Origin of the sequence: Butyrivibrio sp. AE3009 (assembly GCF_000420845.1) — a bacterium.
Classification (GTDB): domain Bacteria; phylum Bacillota; class Clostridia; order Lachnospirales; family Lachnospiraceae; genus Butyrivibrio.
On sequence record NZ_ATVS01000032.1, the window covers coordinates 1 to 25917 of the forward strand.

Consider the following 25917-nt stretch of genomic DNA (forward strand, 5'->3'; position numbering starts at 1 on the left):
TAAAAATGGGATTTTAGACGTAATGCCCGGAAAGGACTACGTCTGTTTAGATAAAAACTCTAGATGATACGTAATTTAACCGGATAATCCAGCCATAAAGTATCAATGAGTACCAATAAGTAACTAATAAAGAAAAAACCGCTCAATCTGTTGAGCGGTTTTAATCAATCGGAGTGACGTGATTCGAACACGCGGCCCCTACCTCCCTAAGATAGTGCTCTACCAACTGAGCCACACCCCGACGACGTGTTTTATAATATCACGGTCCAAAACAAAATGCAACACTTTTTTTATTCAATTCCAAAACTTCCGTCGGAATACTTCAGAACCCAGTAACCATGCCCTGTTCCGCAGTCTTCATAGTAGGTTCTTTCAATGATTTGGGGCTTATTTTCTTCAATTTTTTTTGAATTTTTTTCTTCTTTTGAAGAAGTTTCTTCAAAAATGGGGGCCAAAGGTGTGGTTTGGTCCTGAAGAGTTGTAATAGCCGCATCCTCATTTTCTTTCATTTCTGCTATAGCTTCTGATTTCATATCCGGGTTCACTTCTGTCTCCACTTCTATCACAGGTATGCTGCTGTCTTTGCCGGCTGCGGACATGAGAAGTGCTGCTCTGTATGCAGGTACAAAGCTGTACAGCATAAGATTCAGAACAAATACGCTAAACACCGCGCCCGATATAACCAAAGCTATCCCCAGCATTCGCTTCATAGACTCATTCTCCTTAATCATTCATTTAGTAGTTAACTGTATAAGTAGCAGATTTCTCTAAAGGCTTGGCAGGATAGGAACTATAGGTCTGCTTGTAATAACCATCTCCCTTGGCATCCTGCATTTCCGCATCGAAGATAAACCATTCATCACCCATTTTGACCTCTGTCCAGGCATGGGGCGTTCTGCCGCCCAGGGATGAGGTTACGGTGCCGGTGCAGATCTTGGTCTCATAACCAAGGCCTCTTGCGATATAGCCAAAGGCCGCCGCATAGTTATAGCAATTGCCTTTTCCGGTATCAAACAAGTTAACGGCGTAGGTCAGCGGCCAGTTCCCTGTGGGAGTTTCATAGCTTCGTTCATAGGCTGCTGCCTTTACCAGAAAATCAAAGCTTCGCTTGAGCTGCTGCTTCTGGCTCATATTTCCATTGGTACAGGCCTCTATAAGCGCTGCTGTCTGCTTCATGACATCCGTCTCGGGCTTGATAAGAGTGCCGTCGGCCTTTCTCCACATGAGGCCAGCCTGTGTATGAACAAAATGTTCTCCGGGAACCTCTTCCAAAAGAGCTCCATCCATAGCCTGCGTCTCAACAACGGCCCTTATCTGCTTCCTCAGGGCATCTCCCACGCCATGGAGTGCGTTCTCTCTGATGGAAACCACCGTCTGAGGTATAGCCGCTCCGGTAAGCGCTGCCGGAAAACACAGTAGCTCAGTCATCTCCTTGTCATACAGGCAGTTGCTGTAGGATGCGTAATAAGGATTGTTCTCGCTTACGGTTATGGACCTAAGGTTGATCAGATTTCTGAAGGCAGACGAAGTTATCTCCGTCACATCACTTCCTATATGAACCGTCGTTATGCCGGTATTAGCGGCAAAAGTCGCAGAGTCTATCACAGTAAGGTTGTCAGCCTTGCAGGGCAGGGATAAAAAGAGAACACATCCCACGATACAAGCGGATACAGCCGCAATTATTCTTTTGTATAGGCAAAAGGCTCTCTTCATCCGCCGGGCTCCTTATGGTTAATTATCGTAAAATAGGTGTGTATACTCCGAATTTTTCTCTTACTGAAGCGTAGGAATAGCCCTTCTTGGCATCGCCACCCTCACTGGGGTGCTTGCCATAGCCCGCCAAAGGATAAGTGGGGTCCGCAAACCCCTCCTGGCCATCAACTATAACCTGACACCATTGATCTGCCCATTGATTAATATTCTTGTGATACCAGGTAATGCCCATGTAATCCAGAACAAGTCCAAGAGCCCTTGTGGCTCCTGCGCAGGAGTACTCTCTTCCGATAAATACTCCGTAGGCAGTTCTGTATATCTTTCCTTCAGTTGTATATGTTCCAAGTGCACAATACGCCTGAACTATACCGCTGGCATATGCAACCTTCTCGATATCCTTGACCTTCTCTACTTCTTTGGTTTTCTTGCTACTCTTTTTGCTGTTTTCCTTGCCTTTATTCTTTTCATCAGCCTCTGCCTGCTTCTCAGCGTCTATGGCAGCGGCTCTGGAATTGATATGGTCGGCAATCTGCTTGGCTATGCTCCTTGCCTGAATCTCCTGGGCATAGGTCATTCCGCCGTTATCATGAGTTGTCTTCTGAACAACTACCACGTCCTCTTTGCCGGTCGGAACAACATAATCAATGCTGTCACCGATAAGCCTGTTAGCGACCCTTTTTTCCTTTATTCCGAAGATAACATAGTGTTCAATAAGCTTGTTGGCATCCGGCCCGTATGCCTGTCTTAAATCTTCATAATTGAGGTAGTAAAAAAGCGGATTGTACTGATTCTTATAATCTACCCCGTTATAAACTGTTGTCCCCTTTGCAAGCTGCGTATAGGGATCATCCTTGGCCAGGGCAACAGTTTTGCCTGCTCCTATAGGCATCGCCAGACATAACATCATGAATACAGAAAGAAACATGCATACAGATCTCTTCAGAATGCGCTTCATAACCTTCTTACCCCACATCTTTTTTTATTTTCGGGCGCAACAAAAAAACGCCGATAAGAACTTATCATTAATCTTATCGGCATTTTATATCACGACTTTAATAATTTATGAATTTATTTTTCAATGGATTTTTTCCTGCGGGCACACCGGCTGCAATGATACAAGCCGCAAGGATTATCATAAGAACCCTCATGTAAAGCCTGCTGTCATCTGAAGTTTCAGAGCGCCTTGCTCCCAAAACCTGCAAAGTAGCATCTATTTCATTACCTGCTCCCAGCTTTTCCGGCAAAATAGTGCCTGAAACAGTTCCTCTCTTGCCAAGAGTCCTATCTGCAGAGGGCTCTGCCTTGCCGGTAGTTCCCGGAAGAGGAGATTCAGAGTCTTTCCTGCCGGAACTTCCGTCCACCAGCACCAGTTTGCCATTGATCCTGGTCACGCTGTAGTAGCCGGATACATCCTTGCCCTTCTCATCCACAATCCTGAAGGAAGTGATCTCGTTGACGCTACTGCCCACTCCTGTCTGACTTCCGTTAAACACCACATCCGTAAGCTTGTGTCCCTTAAGAAGGCTTCCCTTTGTTATGGTCACCTCATTGTTGGTTATGGTGCTGCCATCGTCATTTTTGACCGTGGAGCCGGCCTTGATGGTGATTTTGCGCTGTGTAACCTTGACATTTCCGTTGCTGCTTAAGGTCTTAACTTCTCCGCCTATTTTTTTGCCATTGGAATCATAGAGAACGATATCCCCAGGGGCTACAACATTGGAACCGGACATAAAGGGAATAGTGTAGTTTAAAGGTTCCTTAACTGTCGTATATGCGCCGCCCACATTTACTGTATAGGTGGTGCCCAAAAAGCTGATAACCGTCTGTTCACGGGCCTGCCTTGCTGCATCGCCGTCGCCGGCCATAAGCCCTGCTTCATCACTGCTACTCTTGTCCTCGGAAATCGGATCTCCATAGGGACCATAATATCTCACCAGGGACTCCCCAGGATTCTTGAGGTTCTCAAGTCTGATAACATAGCCTCCGACAACATGCTCCTTGCCATCATATTGCAGCTCGGCACTAGGTGCCACTGTCTGAATCGAGAAAACAACTTCAGGCTCCACCGGCTGCTCAGGCTCCGGCTTCTCCGGATCTGTAGGTGCCGGGTCTGAAGGCTCGGGATCCGTTGGTTCAGGGTCTGTAGGCTCGGGATCCGTTGGTTCAGGGTCTGTAGGTGCCGGCTCTGAAGGCACCGGTTCTGAAGGCGCCGGTTCCGATGGCTCAGTAGGTTCCGAGGGTTCCGACGGTTCCGACGGCTCCGGTTCTTCCGGATTCGCAGGCTCCGATTTTTCTTTTATTCTTATTACTCCATCAACGTGAATTTTGACATCCTGATTAGGTGCCAATGTAGAAGCAGTTTTGATAACATACCAAATGACATAATGCTGATCCGAATCAAACTCGCCAACGACGCTCTTGATCTCATCAGCGGTAGGAACTCTGTCGAGAGAGGCGGTGACTTCATTAGCGGCGGTAAATCCATCCTGAAGCAGATTATCCTCGCTTCCGCCTTCCGACACAAGATCAGTGTGCGAAGCTATCCCATTTATCCTTATAGGATCCGAATAATCCGTTCTGGGATAGCTTCCGGGTTCCACCGGAATATCTCCGCCTACACCATTGCCTCTGATATAGAAGCACACATCACTTTTTTCCCCATTATTTTCATACACGGCGTCGTGCAGTCCATTTACAACCTTGGTTGTTTCTGCGGATTCTGCGGCATAAGACGTAAAGCTGATACTTCTGCTCCCCATAGCAGTAAGTAGTATTAGCGGCATCAAAACCAGCACAAGTACTCTCCGCGAAAACTTTTTCATCCCACATTTTCTCCCACAAGGTTATAAAAATATATAATCAACATACCGTTATATAATATCAGATGCTAAATCACAGATTCAATCATATTGGAAATTATTTTTGTATACGTGGTCAGTTTTCCTGATTATTTATTTCAATATGTCCATCGCATCAGCTACAGAGGACACTCCGATGATCTCAATACTCGAAGCGCAGGTCTTAAGCTTCCCTGCCAGTGCCTTAGGAACAATGCAGGTCTTGAAGCCAAGCTTGGCTGCTTCCTGAACCCTGTTCTCTGCCATGCTGACGCTCCTTACCTCTCCCGAGAGTCCCACCTCTCCGAAGGCGATAATATCGTCGGCGATCGGTCTATTCTTAAAGCTGGAAATAAGCGCAAGACATATCGCCAGATCAAGCGACGGCTCAGCTATCTTCATTCCTCCCGCCAGATTGACATAGGCATCAAAATCCCCGAGAGACAGCCCTATTCTCTTCTCCAGAACGGCCATAAGAAGGTTCACCCTGTTATAGTCCGTTCCGTTGGCCTGACGCCTTGGGAATCCGAAATTGGTGTGGCACACAAGGGCCTGTATCTCAAGCAGAATAGGCCTTGTCCCCTCCACTGAGCAGGTAACAATGGAACCGCTGGCATTCTCCGGCCTTCCCTCCAGCATGAACTCAGAAGGGTTCAGAACCTCCTGAAGGCCCCTCTCTCTCATCTCAAAGACTCCTATCTCATTAGTGGAGCCAAAACGGTTTTTTACCGCCCTTAAAATGCGATATGAGGCATGTCTGTCCCCTTCAAAGTAAAGAACAGTGTCCACCATATGCTCAAGAACCCTGGGGCCTGCCACCTGGCCTTCCTTAGTGACATGTCCCACGATAAATACCGTAATATTCATGCTCTTGGCGATACGCAAAAGAACGGACGTGGACTCCCTGACCTGGGATACACTGCCCGGAGCGGACGAAACATTCTCATTGTACATTGTCTGAATGGAATCTATTATGATGACCTCAGGCTTAGTGCGGATCACAGCCTCCTCTATATTAGACAGATTGGTCTCACACATGAATTTGAGAGTATCGGAAAAATCTCCGATCCTGTTGGCACGAAGCTTGATCTGCCTAAGGGATTCCTCACCTGAGATATACAGAACTTCTTTTTTGTCGCCGGATAAAAAACCCGCAACCTGAAGAAGAAGTGTTGACTTGCCGATACCGGGATCTCCTCCCACAAGAATAAGGGATCCTCTTACAAGGCCCCCTCCCAGAACTCTGTTAAGTTCTCCAATGTGGGTATCTGCCCTCTCCTCATCCTCCATGACAATTTCATTAAGGGTCTTGGGACTAACATATTTGGTATCCGGTGCCGTACCAATCCCCTTGGGCGCCTTGCCTGCAGGCTTAACAGTTTCTTCTACCATGGTATTCCACTGCTTGCACCCGGGGCACTGTCCCATCCACTTGGAGGATTCGTAGCCGCACTCCTGGCAAAAGAATACCGTTTTCATTTTAACTGCCATTTTATTCTCCCCAAACAATAGTTTTTAAAGAAAGAGCTTCCCGAACAAATCGGAAAGCTCTCATGATTTACATCTTATTTCTCAACTTTAACAGATACGAGGCCCTCTCCGGAGAGCTCTACGCTAAGATTAAGTTTGCCTCCCAGATTGGTGGTCATCTTACCAATACTGCTACCGTTTACATATACGCTGTATTCTGTGTTCTCCAGAAGTCCCAGCGTAATCTGTGCATCATTGTCTCCTTCTACACTGAATTCAACACCGTTATCTGTTTCCTTAAACTCCGTAACCGTTGTTCCGGGTACGGATTCATATATGAAGTTTTCATTGCACTCGAGCTTGGTAATATCCTTGTAGGTCTTGACCTTGAGAATATCTCCGTTGTGCTCAAAGTTCTCAAGTTTAGTCTTCTCCGGAAGCTTGTAGTTACCAAAGCTGATACTTCCGTTCTCCTCAGCTCTAATCAACTGTTCTACAACAGCCATGATGACCCTCCTAAAAATATGTTATAGGTAAAGCTTAAATGTTAATATCATTATAAATGATGCCCGTCTATTATCAAATTAATTTTTTCTTATTTTTTGAGGTGGGTTTCCTTGTATTTACGGTGCGCTTAACCTTAGAGGTCTTAGCTGTTTTGGTGGTTTTCACCGAGACCTTTTTGACGGAAGCTTCCTTGCCGTCCTTCCCTACAAAGACAATCTTGTCGTCCTTGAGAGCTACGGTAACGTCCATTCCTGCCTTGATATTGCCCTTAAGGAGTTCCTCTGCCATGGCATCCTCGATAGTGGACTGAATAGCTCTCTTAAGAGGTCTTGCTCCCATCTTGGCATCGGAATGCTTGGTTACGAGATACTTCTTAACAGCAGGTGAGATGGTAAGGTTGATATCCATCTGAGCCTTGCATCTCTTGGAAAGGTTCTGTGAAAGAAGGGTTACGATATCCATCATCTCCTTCTCATTGAGGGTATGGAATACCATGATCTCATCTATACGGTTAATGAACTCAGGCTTAAAGAGTTTCTTGACCTCGTCCATAACTCCCGACTTCATGTCCTCATAGTCCTTCTTGGCATCTGCTCCGGCGCCAAAGCCAAGCTTCTTGGGATCTACTATCCTCTGAGCACCTACATTGGAGGTCATGATAAGGATGGTATTCTTGAAGCTGACCTTTCTGCCCTTGGCATCTGTGATGTGACCATCATCCAGTACCTGAAGAAGGACGTTGAATATATCGGGATGAGCCTTCTCTATCTCATCAAAAAGAATAACGGAATAGGGGTGTCTTCTTACCTTCTCGGAGAGCTGACCACCCTCGTCATAGCCTACATATCCCGGAGGTGAACCGATCATCTTGGATACCGAATGGCCTTCCATATACTCTGACATATCAACTCTGATAAGAGCATTCTCATCTCCGAACATTGCCTCGGCAAGAGCCTTGGACAGCTCAGTCTTACCTACACCGGTAGGGCCAAGGAACAGGAAGGAACCGATGGGTCTGTTGGGATCCTGGAGTCCTACTCTTCCTCTTCTGATTGCCTTGGATACAGCCTTAACAGCGTCCTCCTGGCCGATAACTCTCTTGTGAAGTACTGATTCAAGCTTAAGGAGCTTCTCTGATTCCTTCTCCGCAATCTTCTTAACGGGGATTCTGGTCCACTCCGCTACAACCTCTGCGATATCGTTCTCTGTAACAACATAGGCTGAGGACTGCTGTTTCTTCTTGTCGGCAGACTTAGCTCTTGAGAGCTTGCCCATAAGAAGGTTCTGCTCTTTGTTGAGTTCTCCCGCCTTCTTGAAATCAGATTCCTTGAGGGCTGACTCGATCTCGCCGTCAAGAGAACTTATCTTATCCTCCAGCTCCTTGATCTTGGGAGATACTCCCATTGTGCGAAGCCTTACGGCAGAAGCTGCCTCATCTATAAGGTCAATTGCCTTGTCGGGAAGATTTCTGTCGTTGATGTATCTCTCGGAGAGATCAACGGCAGCCTTGATAGCTTCAGGAGTAACACTTACCTTGTGATGCTCCTCGTACTTGCTAACGATACCCTTGAGGATATCTGTAGCCTCTTCCTTGGTGGGTTCATCCACGTTGACAGGCTGGAATCTACGCTCAAGCGCAGCATCTTTTTCAACATATTTCCTATACTCTGTGATGGTGGTGGCACCTATCATCTGTATCTCACCTCTGGCGAGAGAGGGCTTGAGAATATTGGAAGCATCAATGGCTCCCTCCGCGCCGCCGGCGCCGATAAGAGTGTGCATCTCATCTACGAAAAGAATGATATTGCCGTCCTCGGCAACCTCTTTGATAACCTTCTTGATCCTCTCCTCAAATTCGCCTCTGTACTTGGAGCCTGCGATCATTCCTGAAAGATCAAGGGTAACAAGCCTCTTGTTCTGAACTGTAAGAGGAACATTTCCTGCAGCTATTCTCTGGGCAAGTCCCTCCACAACCGCGGTCTTACCTACACCGGGTTCGCCTATAAGGCAGGGATTGTTCTTGGTCCTTCTGCTGAGGATCTGAATAACTCTCTTGATCTCCCTCTCTCTTCCGATGACGGGATCAAGCTTGTTCTCAAGAGCAAGAGCTGTCATATCACGACTGTACTGAGCCAGAATGGAAGCCTTCTTGCCTGTCTTAGGCGCAGCCTTCCTGCCAAGATCCTCCTTGACCAGATTGGGATCCTCTCCCATGGCTGCAAGGGTCTCAGCGTATATCTTCTGTACAGGTACATTGAGAGTGCTGATGAGTCTTACCGCAACATTCTCTCCCTCCTTGATAAGAGCAAGCAGAATATGCTCTGTACCTGTCTTGTCCGCGCGAAATCTCTCGGCCATTCTGTGAGCCTCTTCAAGGACCTTCTCAGCTCTGGGAGAGAAACCGTCCTTATCAAGGGTTCTTACGCTGCTGTCAGGAACGATAAGGTCTCTTATCATATCCATCATGCGATTCTCATCAATGCCGTTGTCTATAAGTATCCTGGATGCGACACTACCGTCCTCCAGGATAAGGCCCATAAGAATATGTTCGGTGCCGACATAATTAAGCTTGAGGCTTCTGGCTGTCTTCTTGGCCAGTTTAAGGGCATCTGAAGCCATTACTGTAAACTTGGAATCCATATATTGCCTTCCTTTCCTTACTGAATCTTATCGATAAAATTGTCATACAGCTGATCCACAAGACTGTGAATCTCATCTCTGTCTATTCCCTTGCAAATAGCTCTTGCCAGAACCACGGCCAGTTCCTGTTTGGCCTCGGTAAGAGCCTTGAGCTTGTTGATATCAAGGGCTATGATAGCCCCTCTTCTCCTGTCGATCTTGACAAATCCGTCCTGCTGCAGGATGGAATAGGCCTTGTTGACAGTATGCATATTGATGCCTATGGTCTCAGCCAGCTGTCTGACACTTGGGAGCTGTTCTCCCTCATGAAACTGTGAAGTTGCAATACCAAGGATTATCTGATTGCAGAGCTGCACATATATCGCTTCATCACTGTTAAAATCAATCTCAATGATCATCTCCGTCACCTTCGTTTCCCGATAAAACAATATTTTCACGATTGTGATATGTTTAGTATAACAGATATTACAATAAATTGAAAGTCCCGGCGGAAAGACCCGTAAATACAAGATAATCCCCGGATTTGCATCCGGGGATCGTAATCTAACCTTATTCAGATATTATTTCTCATCATCAAGATCAAGGAACTCAAACTCAAAATCGTCATCATCACCGATGAAGTTCCTGGTCTTTCTCTTGGGAGCTGCATTTCTTACAGGTCTCTCGGGCTCGGGAGCTCTTCTTGAAGGACGATCATCCTCTGCATTTCTCTCAGGTCTTACAGTTCTCTCATCGCTTCTTCTGTAGGAAGTTGCCTCGGGAGCAGGTCTTCTTGCGGGATTTGCATCACGAACTTCTCTGCCGCCTCTTCTCTCAGCTCCTCTTGCAGAAGCATAGGATTCCTCGTCATCCTCTTCGGGTCTTACGGTTCTTTCCCTTCTTCTGACAGGTCTCTCCTCTTCAGGCTCCTCTTCTCTTGCAGGTCTCTTCTTAGGAGCATAACGATCGTACTCTTCCTCTTCTTCCTCATCCTCATAGTACATAGCGTCTCTGAGCTTGAGAACAAGAAGTACAACCGCTACAGCAAGTGCTGCTGCAACAAGTGCAAGGATAACAACAACTGTCTTATATTTCTTGTTGGCTGCGGAGAGTTTGCCAAGAGCTTCTGTGCTCTGAGCTGCCTCTATAAGCTTCTTAACCTTAACTCTGTAACCTTCAACATTATCATAGAGATACCAGGTATTGGTTCCCTCTTCGTCTGCTGTATAAACAAGTGAATATGTTCCGTCACCTACGTCTGAAGCTGTAGCCTGTGGCTGCTCTGACTCTGAACCGTTCTCGCCTTCGCCGCCTTCGCCGCCTTCTGTAGCCTCAGGGTTCTCACCCTCGCCGCCTTCTGCAGGAGCTGCACCATCTCCGCCCTCGGCAGGTGCTGCCTCAGATATTGCAACGAGATCGCTTCTTACGAAACCTGTTTTGCCGTTTGAACCAAAGGTTACCTGATACCAGGTCTTGCCATCCTTGTCGGAAGCTTCGCCTGTGATAGTAACATTCTCTCCCTTGGTGACCTTACCAACGGAATCATAACCAGTGCCTGCGCCGCCTCTAACGTTAACGCTCTCTGAAGTAACTGTAGCTGTCTTCTGCTCTGTAGCTGTAACAGTGGTGGCCGGAAGGTCCGGTGCTGCTTTGTTCTCTGTCTGTGTGCTGCTGTTTGTTGATGTGGATGTCTTGGGAGCTGAATCACCTGACTTGGTAACCAGATCGCTTCTTACGTATCCGTACTCGCTCTTATTAACGAAGATCTTGTACCATACATAACCTGACGCATCAGTTGACTCGTCAACGATGTCGATCTTATCTCCCTTCTTGAGACTGGACACCTGTGAAGCTGTGGTGCTTGCGGAGGATCTCACCTTGACATTATCGGATGATACCACTCCCGTAGTCTGTGTGTAAGCTGCTGCACTGAAGGATGCGCCCACAAAAACAGTGGATGCAACAACAAGTGAAAGCGCAAAAGTAACTAATCTCTTTCCCAACTTTTTATTCATTTTACCTCCTTCGCATCATCGATAGCCTTTCCAATATCGTGACGCATATACTTATTATCAAAGCTTACCCATTCTGTGGCCTCGTAAGCTTTGGTTCTGGCTTCCTGTAATGTATCCCCTTTAGCGGTAATGCCAAGAACACGTCCGCCGCTGGTAACTATTCCCTCAGCAGTAGCTTTGGTTCCCGCATGGAAACAGTAGTAACCGTCTTTCCCCTTGAAGTTCTCAAGGCCCTTGATGAGCTTGCCCTTCTCATAGCTTACAGGGTAGCCCTCGCTGGCAAGAACAACGCAGACAGCAGCCTTATCTTCAAATTCAAGCTCTGTCTCTGCAAGCCTTCCATCAATGCAGGCATTGAAAACATCTATAATATCAGTCTTAAGTCTTGGAAGTACAACCTGAGCCTCGGGATCACCAAATCTTGCATTGTACTCAAGGACTCTTGGTCCATTCGGTGTAAGCATAAGTCCGAAGAAAATAACTCCCTTGAACTCTCTGCCTTCCTTAGCCATGGCCTCAACCGTTCTTCCGTAGATATTCTCTCTGCAGAACTTGTCTACTTCCTCTGTATAGAAGGGGCTGGGTGAGAAATTACCCATTCCTCCTGTATTAAGTCCCGTATCTCCGTCTCCCGCTCTCTTGTGATCCTGAGCTGAAGACATGAGCTTGTAGGTCTTACCGTCAACAAATGATAAAACAGAAACCTCTCTGCCGGTCATGAACTCTTCGATAACCATGTGATTGCCGGCATCTCCGAACTTCTTATCCTGCATGATCTCCTTGACTCCGGCCTTGGCCTCATCAAGATTCTGACAGATAAGAACTCCCTTACCAAGAGCAAGTCCGTCAGCCTTAAGAACTATCGGGAACTTAGCTGTCTCAAGATATTTAAGGGCATCCTCAGCGTTGTCAAAGTTCTCATAGGCAGCTGTGGGAATATTGTACTTCTTCATAAGATCCTTGGAAAAAGCCTTGCTTCCCTCAAGGATAGCTGCATTCTTACGTGGTCCGAATACTCTGAGGCCCTCTGCCTCGAAAGCATCAACGATACCGCCTACCAAAGGATCATCCATACCTACAACGGTAAGATCGATCTCTTTTTCCTTAGCAAAAGCTACAAGCTTGTCAAACTCCATGGGAGTGATCGGTACACATTCCGCAAGCTCAGCAATTCCACCGTTACCGGGGGCGCAGTAGATCTTGTCTACCTGTTTGCTTCTGGATACTGCCTCGGCGATGGCGTGCTCCCTTCCGCCTCCTCCAACAATTAAAACCTTCATCTAAATACCCTCTCCATACAATCAGAATAAAGCATCAGGGTCGTAGCCTTCTATTATAACACGGTGATCCTTGACCGTAACCCTGTTGTTTGCGATAAAATCAATGGCCATGGGAAGAATCTTCCACTCAGCCTGTTCCATGATCCTCTTCTGCAGAACCTCCGGTGTATCATCCTGTCTTATCATGACAGGCTTCTGCAAAATGATAGGTCCCGTATCCGTTCCCTCGTCCACAAAATGCACCGTAGCACCGGATACTCTGACACCTCTCTCCAGAGCCTTCTCATGAACCTTGAGGCCGTAATAGCCGGTTCCGCAGAAGGACGGAATAAGTGACGGATGTATATTGATGATCCTATTGGGAAATGCCTTAACTACCTGCTCAGGGATTACCACAAGACATCCCGCAAGAACAATAAGGTCAGGGGCTGCATCCTGCAGGATCTGCAAAAGAGCATCGTTGAAATCGCTCCTGTTCTCAAACTCCTTGGGACTCTTGACCACATAGGGAACGCCTGCCTTCCTGGCTCTCTCTATGGCATAGGCATTGGGGTTGTTGCTGTATACCAGGCAGATCTCTGTATTAGTAATTCTGCCATCAGCTATACTGTCGATGATTGCCTGCAGATTGGTTCCTCCGCCGGACACCATTACCGCGATCTTCATACCAGCTCTACACCCTTCTCTCCGGCCTCGGTGTTTCCGACAATCCATGCCTTCTCACCGGATGCCTCAATAGCTTTAAGGGTAGCCTCTGCATCAGCAGGATCAACGGCAAGTACCATTCCAAGGCCCATGTTAAAGGTGTTGTACATCATCTTATCTTCAATCTCGCCCGTCTTCTGCATAAGCGGGAAAATAGGCGGTATATCATAGCTGTCTTTCTTAACTACAGCCTTAATTCCATCAGGAAGCATTCTCGGAATATTCTCATAGAAACCGCCGCCTGTGATGTGGCTGCAGCCCTTAACCTTAATGCCTGCATTCTTGATGGATTTCATCATCTTTACATATATTCTGGTGGGAGTAAGAAGTGTCTCTCCGAGAGTTGCTCCAAGTTCATCTATGTAGGTCTCGAGATTCTCTTTGTTTACCTCAAATACCTTGCGGACAAGTGAAAAACCGTTGCTGTGAACGCCACTGGAAGCTACACCGATAAGAGTATCTCCGGCCTTGATGGTGCTGCCATCGATCATGTCCTTGCGATCAACAACTCCAACAGCAAAACCTGCAACATCGTATTCATCCTCAGGCATAAGTCCGGGATGCTCAGCTGTCTCACCGCCGATAAGTGCTGCCTCTGACTGTTTACAGCCCTCTGCTACTCCCTTAACGATAGCTGCGATCTTCTCGGGAATGTTCTTGCCACAGGCAATGTAATCAAGGAAGAACAAAGGCTCTCCGCCTGCGCAGGCCACATCGTTAACACACATGGCAACCGCATCGATACCGATGGTATCATGTTTATCAAGAAGGAATGCAAGCTTGATCTTGGTTCCGACTCCATCGGTTCCCGATAACAGAACAGGGTCTTCCATGTTCTTAATGTCCTTAAGGGAAAAGGCTCCCGAGAATCCGCCGAGACCACCCAAAACCTCAGGTCTCATTGTTTCCTTAACATATCCCTTCATCAGTTCCACAGACTTGTATCCGGCCTCGATGTCTACGCCGGCCTTCTTGTAATCCAGTGCCATATCTACTCCTTTTCTATTAACAGCCTTACATGAAAGCAGGCTGATTATTTACATCAATAATTTTTGTAACCTGTTTCCTGTAATCTGGCGTCCTTTGCCACTACGCTGTCCTTCAAAGAAGCCTTGTATTCTTTTAATTTCTGTAAAAGTTCATTATCGGAGGTTGCCAGGATCTTGGCTGCCAGAATACCTGCATTGGCGCCTCCGTTGATCGCCACTGTGGCAACGGGTATACCACTTGGCATCTGTACTATACTATAGAGGGAATCCCTACCTCCGAGTGAGGTGGTGTGCATCGGAATACCGATAACCGGCATTGGGAATATAGCTGCGCACATACCGGGAAGATGAGCTGCCATACCGGCACCTGCTATGATTACCTTGAAGCCCTTCTCCTCAGCGGTATTAGCAAATTCAAAAAACTCCTCCGGCTCCCTGTGAGCTGAAATAATCCTCATCTCATAGGAAATACCGAACTGATCCAGTATCTCTGCGGCCTTAGCCATAACAGGCATATCTGAATCACTGCCCATTACTATTCCTACCTTTGCCATTTCACTCCTCCTAAATAATAACACTATTTCGTCTTACGTATCATACCATACCACAAGATATTGTGCCATGTTTATTTTGCACAGAAAATAGAATTTATCTAAGGCCCAATATCAGGATAAACACTATGAAAGCTAATGCCAGAAAGTTGAGAATGATTCCGATATTCGGAAAAACCTTAAAAATATCCCGTTCAAATCTTGACTTAATACCGAGAACCAATCCCACTACAGAAAAAATCGCCGCAACAAAAGCCGCTGCGGCATATTTCAAGGTAGCCTCTCCCCCTGCCTTAAAGGTTAAAAAGACAGAAATTCCAAGCGAAGTCACCGATATAACACCCAGAATGGTGGACATTATGCCCTTCTCCGGGTGTCTGTTATCAGTGAACATGTACTTGTCCATTACAGGCTCAAATTTTCTTTTTAATTTAAGTTTAAGCTTAGTCTTTGTATCTTTCATCAGATTATGATCTTCTTGCGGCTTCCAAGAAGCTTGGCTCCACTGATAATCAGAAGAACGCCTGCTGCCACTCCTGCGATTATAGAAATTACACCAAATGCGATATTAAGCCCGCCGGTGCTTCCAAGTACCTTGTATGTATGCTCATCCATCAAAAAATACCTCCTTATTTTGCGCCGTACTCTGCGTAATATTCGTCAATAGCCTTCTTGATGTCCTTGCCAAGAATAACCTCACCGTCGATAGGTCTGTTATAGAGGTAGCTTACAACATCATCCATAGTTACAATGGCATGTGCGCTAAAGCCATATCTCTCCTTGATCTCCTCAAGAGCGCTGCCATCGCTGTCCTGACCCTTTTCCTGTCTGTTGAGAGAAACCATAAGTCCCACGATATCGCAGTCAGCCTGCTCCTGAATTATCGGAACTGTCTCCTCGATGGACTTGCCTGAAGTTGTAACATCCTCGATGATAAGGACTCTGTCACCGTCGCGAAGCTTGGAACCAAGAAGGATTCCCTTGTCGCCGTGATCCTTAATCTCTTTTCTGTTGGAGCAATATCTGATCTCTCTGCCGTAGAGTTCGCTGATGGCAACTGCTGTGATAACAGCAAGAGGAATTCCCTTGTAGGCAGGTCCGAAAAGAACGTCGAACTCAAGACCAAAGGTATCATGAATAGCCCTTGCATAGTACTCACCCAGCTTGCGAAGCTGTGATCCTGTAACATAGGCTCCCGCATTCATGAAAAACGGGGACTTTCTTCCACTCTTAAGCGTAAACTCCCCAAACTTAAGCACGTTGCTGTCCACCATAAACTCAATAAATTCTTCCTTGTACCTTTCCATATCCCTCAAACTCCTTTATCCCAAAATTTATATTTATCTTTTGTTTTACCAATTATTTAGAAGCCAGGGCATCAGCGATGTCCTTCTTCATATCAAATACAGCAGCTCTAGCGGCTTCTCCCACCTTGCCGTCATTAAACTGCTTGTAGTTCTCGCTCTTCCATGCTGCGATAATTCCTCTGGAGGAATTGACGATGGCTCCAAGGCCGTCCTTGTTGAAGAAGTGAACCAGATCCTTGCCCTTGCCGCCCTGAGCGCCGTAGCCCGGAACCAGGATATAAGCATGAGGCATGATATCACGAAGAACCTTGCCCATCTCTGGGTAGGTTGCTCCAACAACGGCGCCAACATTGCTGTAGGCTCCATCCATGGACTCTGCGCCCCACTTCTCAACCTGTTCACCCACGTGCTCGTATAGAGGTCTTCCGTCTATGAGGCGATCCTGGAACTCTCCGCTGGAAGGGTTAGATGTCTTAACCAGAACAAAGATGCCTTTATCCTCCTTGTTGCAGACAGAAATAAAAGGCTTTACACCATCGGAACCCAAATAAGGGTTGACTGTGGCAAAATCCTCGTCAAATCCCTTAAATACCTTGTCGACGATCTTGACGCCGCCAAGGTGTCCGACAGCATAAGCCTCTGATGTTGAGCCGATGTCGCCTCTCTTTATGTCGCCGATTACCATAAGCCCCTTATCCCTGCAGTAATCCACTGTTTTCTTAAAAGTAATAAGCCCCGGAATTCCAAGCTCCTCATACATAGCAATCTGAGGCTTAACAGCCGGAACCACGTCATAGATATTGTCGATTATTTCCTTGTTGAACTGCCAGAAAGCCTCTGCTGCTCCCTCCGGAGTAGCTCCAAGCTCCTCAAAGCATCTGTTTTTGATTCCCTCCGGAACAAAGTCCAGCTTGGGATCAAGGCCCACAACAATGGGAGCGCCCGTGTTTTGAATCTTATCAATCAATTTGGAAATCATTTATTCTTCCCCTTCCCCAAATCTTTTTTCTATTTCTAAGGTTTAAATCTTTTTGTTAGCGTGTGTTACAAAGAAATCATCGATGGCCCCGGTAAGTTTCTCCTTGGGCATTGATTTAAGCAGATATTTCTCGGGCTTAAGGTTCACAACCTTCATAACGCTCTCTTTGTCATCCTTGGCTGTAAGGAAGATGACGGGCATATTCTGGATCTTGGGAGTATTTCTGATCTCCCTTAGAACATCCGGACCGCTCATAACAGGCATCTCATAGTCTAGAAGTATGAGATCCACCTCATTCTGGGCCAGAAAAGAAAGCGCTATTTTGCCGGAGCTTGCCATGTATACGTGATATTTTACCGAGAGCCAGGTTCTCATCATTCTGAGCATGGCTCCGTCGTCGTCAATAATAAGAATCTTCTTTCTGAGACTGTCGTCCACAGAACTGAATACCAGAACAGAATCAATATGCTCTGCAAGGAGCTTCACATCAAGAGGTCTAAGGTAGGTCTCCTGAATCTTCTCCTTGGGAATTATGGACAATCCAAAAGCCAGCTCCTCCTTATTACCAATAAGATAGAGCATGAATCTCTCGACATCTATTGCTTCATTAAGATAAGCCAGAAGCTGTGAGTCATCCTTGGTCATATCACCAAGATATAGAAGGTAAATCTTGGGCTTGTTCTCAAGAGCCTTGATGGCATCGGGATCGGGTCCTATGCTGTCAACGACAAAGTTCTCTTTCTCCAGGCCTCTAACGATAGCATTTACCATAAAGCTTTTCTCATGTCCAATGAGTAAAACGCGTTTATCCATAAATTTTTCCTTCCGTCATATGACACTACTATTACAGTATATTTAAAAGTCCGTCTCTGTCAACCGCCGCCATAAGTCTTTTTACTTCGCTGTATTTAGCCTTATAGTCCTCAGGAATGCTGTATTCCTCCAGCATCTTCATGATGTCATCGGCACTGTCAAAATATGAACCTTCAATAAACTCTTTGATCGAAGCGAAGGCTCCCTCGAGTTCCTCAGGGTCTATAACCGGTTTGTCCTCATCCGATTCATGGGAAAGAGGCGCCAGCTTGGTAAGATAACTCCTGTAGAGTTCCAGGAGCGGTCCGGTCAGATCATCTATTTCATCTATGTTGTACTCGTTGCCGCATTTCTCCAGATACTCTGCCCTGTCGGACAGCTCCAGAGCGCCAATGGCCCTTGCAGAACTCTTAAGTCCGTGTACGTAGATGGTATAGTTGGCTATGTCTTCATCGTTCTTGTACCTTTCGATGAATCCTGCCCTTTCCTCGATTGCAAGTCTGAAGTCTTTCATTACCTCGATGGCAACTGTGGCTGAACCGCACCTTGAAATGGCAGCTTGCACATCTATTCCATTGATTTTAAGAAGCTCCTGCATTGCAGCATTTTCTTTGTCGTTTTCCTCTGTATCCTGAACATAATCCGCATCGCCGGGAAGAGATACTTTATCCTTTGGCAGATACGACAGGATCATTTCTTCCAACTTGCCGGGGTCAACAGGCTTGGACATATAGCCTGAGAAACCTTCCTGCAGGTACATCTCCCTTGAGCCTGATATAGCATTGGCTGTAAGGGCAATTATCGGAGTGTCCTTGCAAAGATTATCTTCAAGTTCCTGCATGGCGTGGAAGGTCTGGATTCCGTCCATATCAGGCATTCTGTGATCAAGGAAGATGAGATCATAGGCCTTTTGCTTAACCATTTCAAGAGCCTCTCTTCCGCCGGTCGCCGTATCAACATTAAGCTGGGTCATCTTAAGGAGGCCCTCAATGACGGTCAGATTGGTCTTGGTATCATCAACAACAAGAATGCTTGCGTCAGGTGCATGGAAGCTTGCTTGATATCTGTCGGCATTTCTGATGCTATCCTTATAGGAAGTACTGAAATCACCAATAGGCTCCCTATCTACAACACTCTGAACAACTTCGAAGGAAAAGACACTGCCTTTTCCGTATTCACTTTGTACATTAAGAGATGAATCCATCATAGCAAGGAGGCTGTTAACAATGTTTATGCCAAGTCCCGTTCCTTCGATGGTTCGGTTTCTCTTTTCATCGATTCTCTCAAAGGCTGTCGATAACTTGTCAATGTCCTCTTCCCTGATTCCGATACCGGTATCTGATACTTTGATCTTAAGAAGGATTCTGTCCTCATCGCTCTCATCCGGGTTATCTGTCTCGACATCCTCATAATCAATATCAAGAGTAACGCTTCCCTTCTCTGTGTACTTAATGGCGTTGGTAATCAGATTGATTACGCACTGTCTGATCCTGACTTCATCACCGAATAGGATATGTGGTATATTCTCGGATACATTGACGATGAACTTAAGCTGCTTGTCATTGGCTCTTACATTGGCCATATTCACCAGGTCGTTTATTACGGAGGCTGTCTCATACTCCACCGGAATGATCTCTAGCTTACCGGCTTCTATCTTGGAGAAATCAAGAATATCGTTGATGAGGGCCAGCAGTGTCTTACCTGAATTCTGAATGTCAGTAGCATACTGCAGAACCTCCGGATCATTGGTCTGCCTGAGGATCATCTCGTCAAAGCCAAGAACCGCATTGATAGGAGTTCTAATCTCATGCGAGATATTCGACAGGAACCTAGACTTGGCTTCGTTGGCGGACTTCTCGGAGATCAGCTGATCCTCAATGGTCTGCCTTGTTCTGACAAGCTCAATGTAATCCACAAGCTTGTAGAAGGTAAGGTCAACTGTGTGATACAGTTCCTCAATCTCGTCTCTTGTAGAAATATCAAGGTTATGAAGCTCATTGGCCTCAGTATTAATCTTCTGATCGTTTGCATTGTACATTTTGGAGACCGCTTTGGACAGAGCCCTTATGGGTTCTGCGATTCTCCTCTGGGCATATCTGTTGACGAATACCGCAATGGGAATAACGATAATGGAAATAAGCATCGAAAGCTTGACGCTGAACTGAGAATCCTTAAGGCCCACTCCCAATGAAAGCTGTTTTTCCAACTCGGCCGACTTCTCCGCCTCTCTCGACAGCTTGAAACTGACTCTGCTCTCAAGAATACCTGCATTCTTGATATGACTGTAGTCCTCTTCAATATTGATCTGGGGCCTGTTGGCGGCATAGGTGTATTTCATGGTGGGAATCAGCGTATTGGAAGCAATTTCCGCAGATACTCCAAGGATAATCGCCTCAAAAACAACTATCCCCAAAATAACCCGGCTGATCCTTGACCTGTTGGAGATCTCGTACTCTTCTTCCTCAGTCAAAAGTTCCTTATCAATATAATACTTGCCGTTACTAATGAGCCTCTTATTTTTTACTGAAATGCGTTTATAGACAAAATAAACGATGAAGCAGGATATAAAGCTGCCCGGAAGTTCATTGAGAAAACAATTGAAAAGAACATTGGGATCTATGGTATCCATGCTCTTTCCGGAGAGAAGCCATAGCATTATTCCCCAGAAGAAACCGTCAACAAACATAACCACAATTGCTGCAGGCACGGTTGTGTACCATTTTTTAAAAGCCTTTCTCTTGGCCAGAGCCTCTACGACGATCACCAGCAGCAGATAGATAAAAGTCAGATAGGAAAAACTGCTGGAGACTATGGATTTCTGAATAAAGACAATGAGCACAGCCATAAGCCCCGGCACTGCGCCACCAAAAGCAGCGGTCAGTATAAAGGGGATATATTTCAATATGTAAAAAAGCCCGGTAAAAATATTGTGGTATGGAGAAAGTGCCACTATCCCCATGCTGTACAAAATTGACCAAAGAGCCGTCAGAACCACCATAGCAGAATTAACCACTGCTTTTTTGGGGTCATCGACTCCGCCAAATATTGTTTTAAATAACCGCCTTTTTTTACTGTTCATAAAATCAGCGCCTCATAAGGTGAAAACAACTGTGCCAGTCCCCGAATTACGAAATTCCGTCCCTGTGCATTGAGAACTTATCCATAGGATAGTTCTTAAGGTTCTCCAGAACCTTTCTGTCATCGGCCTTGGAAAGAAGGTTCTCTCTGGCCTTGGTGATCTCGGAAATATGTCTGTGTCTTGAAGGTCCTCCCACACATCCCCCCGGACATACCATTCCTTCTATGAAATCCTCAGGAAGCCTTCCAACCTTCAAAAGAGTAAGTGCCTTCTTGCACTCGTTGCCGCCTGCTGCCCTTAAGAGCTTGATGCCGGAGGTATCCTCTCCTCTCTCCTGCATACACTCGATAACAGCATTGGCAACTCCTCCGCTGGTGGCAAATCTCTTGCCCCAGATGGAAGATTCCTGATATTCGTTACTTACAGGGCCAAACTTAACATCCTTGGATCTCATAAGAGCCCTGAGTTCTCCGTAGGTTACCACGTAGTCCGCATTGCCCGGAACGGTCTTGTCCTGCGCCTCCGACTTCTTGGCGATGCAGGGGCCGATAAATACGGTTACACATCCGGGTCTTGTGGCCTTCAGATATCTGGAAATGGCGCACATAGGCGAAACCGTGGTTGACATGTTATCCCTGTACTGATCAGGGAAGTGCTTCTTTAACATATTAATAAATGCAGGACAGCAGGAGGTAGTCATCTTCCTGCCTTCCTTATAGGCTTCTGCCCACTCAGCGGACTCATAGGCTGCGGTCATATCACCGCCAAGTCCGACCTCAACCATATCGGCAAAGCCAAGTCTCTTAAGTCCTTCTTTGATGGAGCCCATGGAAATATCATCTCCAAACTGGCCTTCCGTTGCGGGTGCGCACATTGCAATTACTTCTTTGCCTGCCTTGATGTCTTTAATAATATCAACGAGGAAGGTCTTACTTCCGATAGCGGCAAAAGGACAGCTGTGAATGCAATGACCGCACTGGATACACTTATCCTCATCTATCTTGCAGTAGCCGTATTCATCATAGGTAATAGCTCCTACAGGACAGGCTTTTTTGCAGGGTCTCTCCAAATGCACGATGGCATTGTAGGGACATGCGTTGGCACACATTCCGCACTCCTTGCACTTAGCAGGATCTATGTGCATATGTGTATCACCCGGTGTGATAGCTCCGAATTTGCAGGAGTTAAGGCAAGCCTTGCCCATACAGAATCTGCAGTTGTCAGTTACGGAATAGGCTGCGATGGGGCATTCATCACAGGCCGGGTCGATTACCTGTACAATATTCTGAGAATCCGGATTGTAGGAAGGATTCTTGGCCATTGCCAGATTGATCCTCTGCCTTACAATCTCTCTTTCCTTGTATACACAACATCTGTAGCTGGGCTTGGGGCCCGGAATGATATCAAGGATAAGCTGTTCGATATGCTCCTGGTCGTTGTTTCCCTCCCACTCCAGGCGGCACACCTGCTCCATTATGTTGTGTTTGAACCTGTTCATGCTTTCATCATTTGTTACCATAAAAATCTCCCTCTTCCTAAACTTAATTCTGCCTTAACGTTCTATCTTATCCTTCTGTCTTCAGCTCGATAATTCTGCCAAATTCAAGCCCTTCTGTATATCCGGTGGCTATGACCAGAGGTCCCGACCCCTGTTTGTCCCGGACAAAGCTGATAGCTTTCTGTCTCGTTTGCTCATCCATGCCCTTAAAGGGTTCATCCATTATCAGCACATCGTTAGGGATACAGCAGGCCCTGGCAATGCAGACCAGTCTTCGCTTGCCTTCATCCAGATCTCTTACAGGCTTACGGATGTCCTCCTCAGACAGGAGTTTGAGCAGTTCCTCCGTGACTGTCTCCCTGAATATCTTCTTGCTGACCATGGTGCAGTTGGTAACTGCGTCAAGGCTCTCAACCAGCCTGTCCTCCTGAAAAACGGTTCCGGATACGATATAGGGATATTTGTAATCCCCAAGGAGTCCTACCTTGCCCTCATCGGGCTTCTCCAGGCCAAGGATCAGCCTTAAAAGCGTTGTTTTACCGGCTCCTGAATCCCCGGTAATAATATAGCTGTGTTCTGATTCAATATGTAAACTAAAGTTGTCCAGTACCTTCTTGCCGTCATAGGACTTGGACACTTCCTTAACTTCGATTATCAATTTCCGGTTCCCCCGAACTTTTTTTCTTTTGATCCTAATTACTTAAACAGGCTGCAGATAACGCCTGATGCAACGCCTATTACAAGGCATCTTACCACTCCGATAAGCGCTGAATGCTTAAGCTCCGCCAGCACCTGCGGAAGAAAGATATACTGTACCTGTCTGTCCACCGGCATTCTGAAAATGTGAGCCATCTCAAGGAGCTTAGAATCGGTGCCCTCAAGGGCCTTGTACACACTTCCGTAGAAAAATCCCGCCGTTGCCACCAGACACACGATAAAAGTAATGCCCGGATTGTCATGAAAAAACAACGGCAATATAAGTGTTATCTCCGGAAGCTTCCCAAGTATCAGCTGCAAAGGTTTAAGAATCATCCCCAACAGTTTCTCCCCAAAACCAAGTCCTGCAATGGCGCAGCCTATAAGCCCCCCAAGGATGAAACCGGTGATTATACCGGAAATATTACTCTGTAAAATCCCCATTTCAAAACTCTCTCTTTTCTTAATTTATTTCTGATTGATCATCCCCGCCAGATATCCTGCCCCAAAACCGTTATCAATATTAACAACACTGACACCGCTGGCACAGGAATTGAGCATTGACAAAAGAGCTGACAAGCCTCCGAAGGATGCTCCATAGCCCACGCTGGTTGGAACCGCGATAACCGGGCAGTCCGCCAGACCTCCTATCACGCTGGCAAGAGCCCCTTCCATTCCCGCTATGGCAACTATTACCCTTGCGGTCATGATCTCTTCCATCGCCCTCTTATCAAAGAGCCTGTGAATTCCGGCAACCCCCACGTCGTAGAGCCTCACAACATTATTACCCATGATCTCGGCAGTTCTGGCGGCTTCTTCAGCCACAGGAATGTCGCTGGTTCCGCCGGTGGCGATCACGATCTTGCCCTCTTTGGGAATGGCATCGATCTGCTGCCCCGCTATTCCTACCCGGCTCAGCTCATCATAAGTAAAATCCGAAATGGAAGCCGGCAGGTTTTCTTTGAAATAACCGGCGGCCTCCTTGCTCATCCTTGTAATAAGCACGCTTTTTTGACCATGGCTTATAAGATTCTCACTTATCCCAAGGATCTGCTCCCTGGTCTTGCCCTGCCCGAAGATAACCTCTGCCCTTCCCTGACGCAGTCCTCTGTGATGATCGGGTCTTGCGTAGCCCAGATCCTCAAAGGGCTCTTCTTTAAGCTTCAAAAGCACATCTTCTACGGAAATCTCGTTGTTTTTAATGCCTTCAAGTAATGCTCGTATTTCCTTCTGTTCCATGTCCCCACCGTTGATAAATATTTGTTATATCGTTATTTTTATAAATATGCAAAGTACACTAGTATTATTCTATCATAGATTGATGGCATTCTTTACCCATCACATGTAAAAAAACTATTAACCTTCTCTAAGTAAAGTGTTATACTTACCATTGCTGTTTACAAAAGATTGATTTACCGGGAGGAAATGTCATGAGAGTACATCTTTGTAAGGGCGATGAAACCCTTGAACAGGCACTGGCCTTCATAAACGACAACGATCCGGACGGAGTGACCTATACCTTCGACCAGGAAGCAGACCGCTGCTATATTGGCGACGAAGTCTTCGTAAATGCACCGGTTCTCATCAATTACAAGAACTCCTACTATGCGCTTCACATAGCAGAGTAAATCCAGGCAAAGTAAAGCCACAAGAAACAAAGGAAATATCAATGAACACTCTTAAACAAACCTTAAAAGACTATATACACCAGCCCAACTTCAAAAAGCGCCTTATCGTCATGAACATCGGCGTCTTTTTAATGGGATTCTTTCTATCCTTCCTTATCAAGGTCGATCTGGGAACCGACCCCTGCACCTTCATGAACTGGACCGTATCTGAGAAACTTGGAATTCTCTTTGGCACCTGGCAGCTTATATTAAATGCTGTTCTGTTCATTTTTGTTCTCCTCTTCGGAAGAAACCAGATAGGTGCCGGAACAATTGCCAACATGGTATTTATTGGCTACATTGCCAATTTCTTTAAGTGGCTGTGGGAGAAGATCCTCCCTGAGCACTATTTTACCGACATGCCCACAAGAGCCGTTATCTTCGTATTGGCGCTGCTGTGCTTCATCATATCGGTGTCCTTCTACATCAACGCCAACATGGGAGTATCACCCTATGACGCGATGCCTCAGATAATCTCTGAGAAGGTGCTCAAAAAAGTTCCTTATGCTGTTATCCGTATTGCTTACGATTTCCTTGTTATCGCCATCGGCGTAGCTCTTGGCGGCAAGCCCAATATCGGAATTGTCCTCATGGCCCTGTTCCTTGGCCCTGTCATCACAGTTGTAGGCAAGTTCCTTAACAAGCATGTGTTCCATCTGTGATCCATATATGATCACTCAATAATTCACCGATAAAAAAGAGACCGCCACGCTGCGGTCTCTTATTATTTGCATGCACAATATTCAGTTGTAAAGCCCTCATCGTTATGCCTGTCTGATCTTAACGAAAGCAACTGCTTTCTTCTTCTCGGCCTGCTCTGTTCGGCGAACAATATTTCCGGAATGAACATGATACTCGGATACGATATCCTCGTCCTGCATGCTTCCGGCACCTAACATGTCAAGAGCCTTAAACTTACCGTATGATAGGTTCTGCTCCTTTGCCTTGATAGCATCAGCCATGATCTCGATGCAGCTCTGGCTCATGCCTTTTTTAGTCTTTGCGGAACTTCTCATTATTCAATTCCTCCATCTCATAAGAAAATTTGATTAAATGATTATGCGGAAAACGTGTCCCGGGCCCCTCAACCCTTGCGTCTCCGTAATTAATTTTCATTTAATGGGAACATTATATAACATTAATTTCAGAAAAGATAGAGGATGATGCAGTACTTTACCTTAATAAAACATAA

26 protein-coding genes and 1 tRNA gene are annotated in these 25917 nt (G+C 46.2%); 2 read left to right on the top strand and 25 right to left on the bottom strand.

All coding sequences use genetic code 11. The annotated features are described in order from the left end of the window. Positions 1-168: 168 nt before the first annotated feature. From G588_RS0114005 to larB, 24 genes are all read right to left on the bottom strand, one after another. Positions 169-241, bottom strand: a tRNA-Pro gene (locus G588_RS0114005). 49 nt (positions 242-290) lie between these two features. Then, positions 291-710, bottom strand: a complete 420-nt coding sequence (locus tag G588_RS0114010) for a hypothetical protein (protein WP_022779362.1) — start codon at positions 708-710, stop codon at positions 291-293. Between the two features lie 25 nt (positions 711-735). Next, complete coding sequence (locus G588_RS0114015; RefSeq protein WP_022779363.1) at positions 736-1713, bottom strand: transglutaminase domain-containing protein; 978 nt, start codon at positions 1711-1713, stop codon at positions 736-738. 22 nt (positions 1714-1735) lie between these two features. Beyond that, on the bottom strand, positions 1736-2668 hold the full coding sequence (locus G588_RS21710) for a hypothetical protein (protein WP_155830804.1): 933 nt from the start codon (positions 2666-2668) through the stop codon (positions 1736-1738). Positions 2669-2765: 97 nt separating this feature from the next. Next, entirely contained in the window at positions 2766-4535 is a 1770-nt protein-coding gene (locus tag G588_RS22800) for a hypothetical protein (protein WP_022779365.1), read from the bottom strand. Positions 4536-4664: 129 nt separating this feature from the next. Beyond that, positions 4665-6041: a DNA repair protein RadA gene (gene radA / locus G588_RS0114030; RefSeq protein WP_022779366.1), complete on the bottom strand. Its 1377-nt coding sequence runs from the start codon at positions 6039-6041 to the stop codon at positions 4665-4667. Positions 6042-6115: 74 nt separating this feature from the next. Next, the gene (locus tag G588_RS0114035) at positions 6116-6526 is read right to left on the bottom strand and encodes a hypothetical protein (protein WP_022779367.1); all 411 of its coding nucleotides are present in this window, start codon (positions 6524-6526) and stop codon (positions 6116-6118) included. A gap of 73 nt (positions 6527-6599) precedes the next feature. Then, positions 6600-9167 (bottom strand): ATP-dependent Clp protease ATP-binding subunit, encoded by a 2568-nt coding sequence (locus tag G588_RS0114040; RefSeq protein ID WP_022779368.1) that lies wholly within the window; start codon positions 9165-9167, stop codon positions 6600-6602. A 17-nt stretch (positions 9168-9184) separates the two neighbouring features. Continuing rightward, on the bottom strand, positions 9185-9565 hold the full coding sequence (locus G588_RS0114045) for a GntR family transcriptional regulator (RefSeq protein ID WP_022779369.1): 381 nt from the start codon (positions 9563-9565) through the stop codon (positions 9185-9187). A gap of 162 nt (positions 9566-9727) precedes the next feature. Further along, positions 9728-11161 carry an SH3 domain-containing protein gene (locus tag G588_RS0114050; RefSeq protein ID WP_022779370.1) on the bottom strand — a complete coding sequence of 478 codons (1434 nt, stop codon included), beginning with the start codon at positions 11159-11161 and terminating at the stop codon, positions 9728-9730. Then, positions 11158-12441 (bottom strand): phosphoribosylamine--glycine ligase, encoded by a 1284-nt coding sequence (gene purD / locus G588_RS0114055; protein WP_022779371.1) that lies wholly within the window; start codon positions 12439-12441, stop codon positions 11158-11160. Before purD ends, G588_RS0114050 begins: the two co-directional genes overlap by 4 nt. 21 nt (positions 12442-12462) lie before the next feature. Beyond that, complete coding sequence (gene purN, locus G588_RS0114060) at positions 12463-13107, bottom strand: phosphoribosylglycinamide formyltransferase (protein ID WP_022779372.1); 645 nt, start codon at positions 13105-13107, stop codon at positions 12463-12465. Continuing rightward, positions 13104-14129, bottom strand: a complete 1026-nt coding sequence (purM, locus tag G588_RS0114065; RefSeq protein ID WP_026668797.1) for a phosphoribosylformylglycinamidine cyclo-ligase — start codon at positions 14127-14129, stop codon at positions 13104-13106. Before purM ends, purN begins: the two co-directional genes overlap by 4 nt. Before the next feature lie 59 nt (positions 14130-14188). Further along, positions 14189-14689, bottom strand: a complete 501-nt coding sequence (gene purE, locus G588_RS0114070; protein ID WP_022779374.1) for a 5-(carboxyamino)imidazole ribonucleotide mutase — start codon at positions 14687-14689, stop codon at positions 14189-14191. 94 nt (positions 14690-14783) lie between these two features. Then, entirely contained in the window at positions 14784-15149 is a 366-nt protein-coding gene (locus G588_RS0114075) for a DUF6142 family protein (RefSeq protein ID WP_022779375.1), read from the bottom strand. Then, positions 15149-15301: a hypothetical protein gene (locus G588_RS22805; RefSeq protein ID WP_022779376.1), complete on the bottom strand. Its 153-nt coding sequence runs from the start codon at positions 15299-15301 to the stop codon at positions 15149-15151. Before G588_RS22805 ends, G588_RS0114075 begins: the two co-directional genes overlap by 1 nt. A 14-nt stretch (positions 15302-15315) precedes the next feature. Then, a complete protein-coding gene (pyrE, locus tag G588_RS0114085; RefSeq protein ID WP_022779377.1) occupies positions 15316-15993 on the bottom strand; it encodes an orotate phosphoribosyltransferase in 678 nt (225 codons plus the stop codon). A 52-nt stretch (positions 15994-16045) separates the two neighbouring features. Beyond that, positions 16046-16972, bottom strand: a complete 927-nt coding sequence (pyrF, locus tag G588_RS0114090; protein ID WP_022779378.1) for an orotidine-5'-phosphate decarboxylase — start codon at positions 16970-16972, stop codon at positions 16046-16048. A gap of 42 nt (positions 16973-17014) precedes the next feature. Continuing rightward, positions 17015-17785 carry a response regulator gene (locus tag G588_RS0114095; protein WP_022779379.1) on the bottom strand — a complete coding sequence of 257 codons (771 nt, stop codon included), beginning with the start codon at positions 17783-17785 and terminating at the stop codon, positions 17015-17017. 31 nt (positions 17786-17816) lie between these two features. Then, the gene (locus G588_RS21720) at positions 17817-20864 is read right to left on the bottom strand and encodes a response regulator (protein WP_022779380.1); all 3048 of its coding nucleotides are present in this window, start codon (positions 20862-20864) and stop codon (positions 17817-17819) included. A 46-nt stretch (positions 20865-20910) separates the two neighbouring features. Further along, positions 20911-22383 carry a 4Fe-4S dicluster domain-containing protein gene (locus G588_RS0114105; protein WP_022779381.1) on the bottom strand — a complete coding sequence of 491 codons (1473 nt, stop codon included), beginning with the start codon at positions 22381-22383 and terminating at the stop codon, positions 20911-20913. Between the two features lie 46 nt (positions 22384-22429). Continuing rightward, positions 22430-23020, bottom strand: coding sequence for an ABC transporter ATP-binding protein (locus G588_RS0114110; protein ID WP_022779382.1), 591 nt, complete (start codon positions 23018-23020; stop codon positions 22430-22432). Positions 23021-23058: 38 nt separating this feature from the next. Then, positions 23059-23502, bottom strand: a complete 444-nt coding sequence (locus tag G588_RS0114115) for a hypothetical protein (protein ID WP_022779383.1) — start codon at positions 23500-23502, stop codon at positions 23059-23061. Positions 23503-23526: 24 nt separating this feature from the next. Then, positions 23527-24297, bottom strand: a complete 771-nt coding sequence (gene larB, locus G588_RS0114120) for a nickel pincer cofactor biosynthesis protein LarB (protein ID WP_022779384.1) — start codon at positions 24295-24297, stop codon at positions 23527-23529. Between the two features lie 191 nt (positions 24298-24488). Here larB and G588_RS0114125 point away from each other — a divergent pair, with 191 nt between their 5' ends. After that, positions 24489-24686, top strand: a complete 198-nt coding sequence (locus tag G588_RS0114125; RefSeq protein ID WP_022779385.1) for a hypothetical protein — start codon at positions 24489-24491, stop codon at positions 24684-24686. Positions 24687-24727: 41 nt separating this feature from the next. Continuing rightward, positions 24728-25387, top strand: a complete 660-nt coding sequence (locus G588_RS0114130; RefSeq protein WP_022779386.1) for a YczE/YyaS/YitT family protein — start codon at positions 24728-24730, stop codon at positions 25385-25387. A 102-nt stretch (positions 25388-25489) separates the two neighbouring features. On the opposite strand, the gene G588_RS0114135 is transcribed toward G588_RS0114130, so the two are convergent. Next, positions 25490-25741 carry a hypothetical protein gene (locus G588_RS0114135; protein WP_022779387.1) on the bottom strand — a complete coding sequence of 84 codons (252 nt, stop codon included), beginning with the start codon at positions 25739-25741 and terminating at the stop codon, positions 25490-25492. Between the last annotated feature and the right edge of the window lie 176 nt (positions 25742-25917).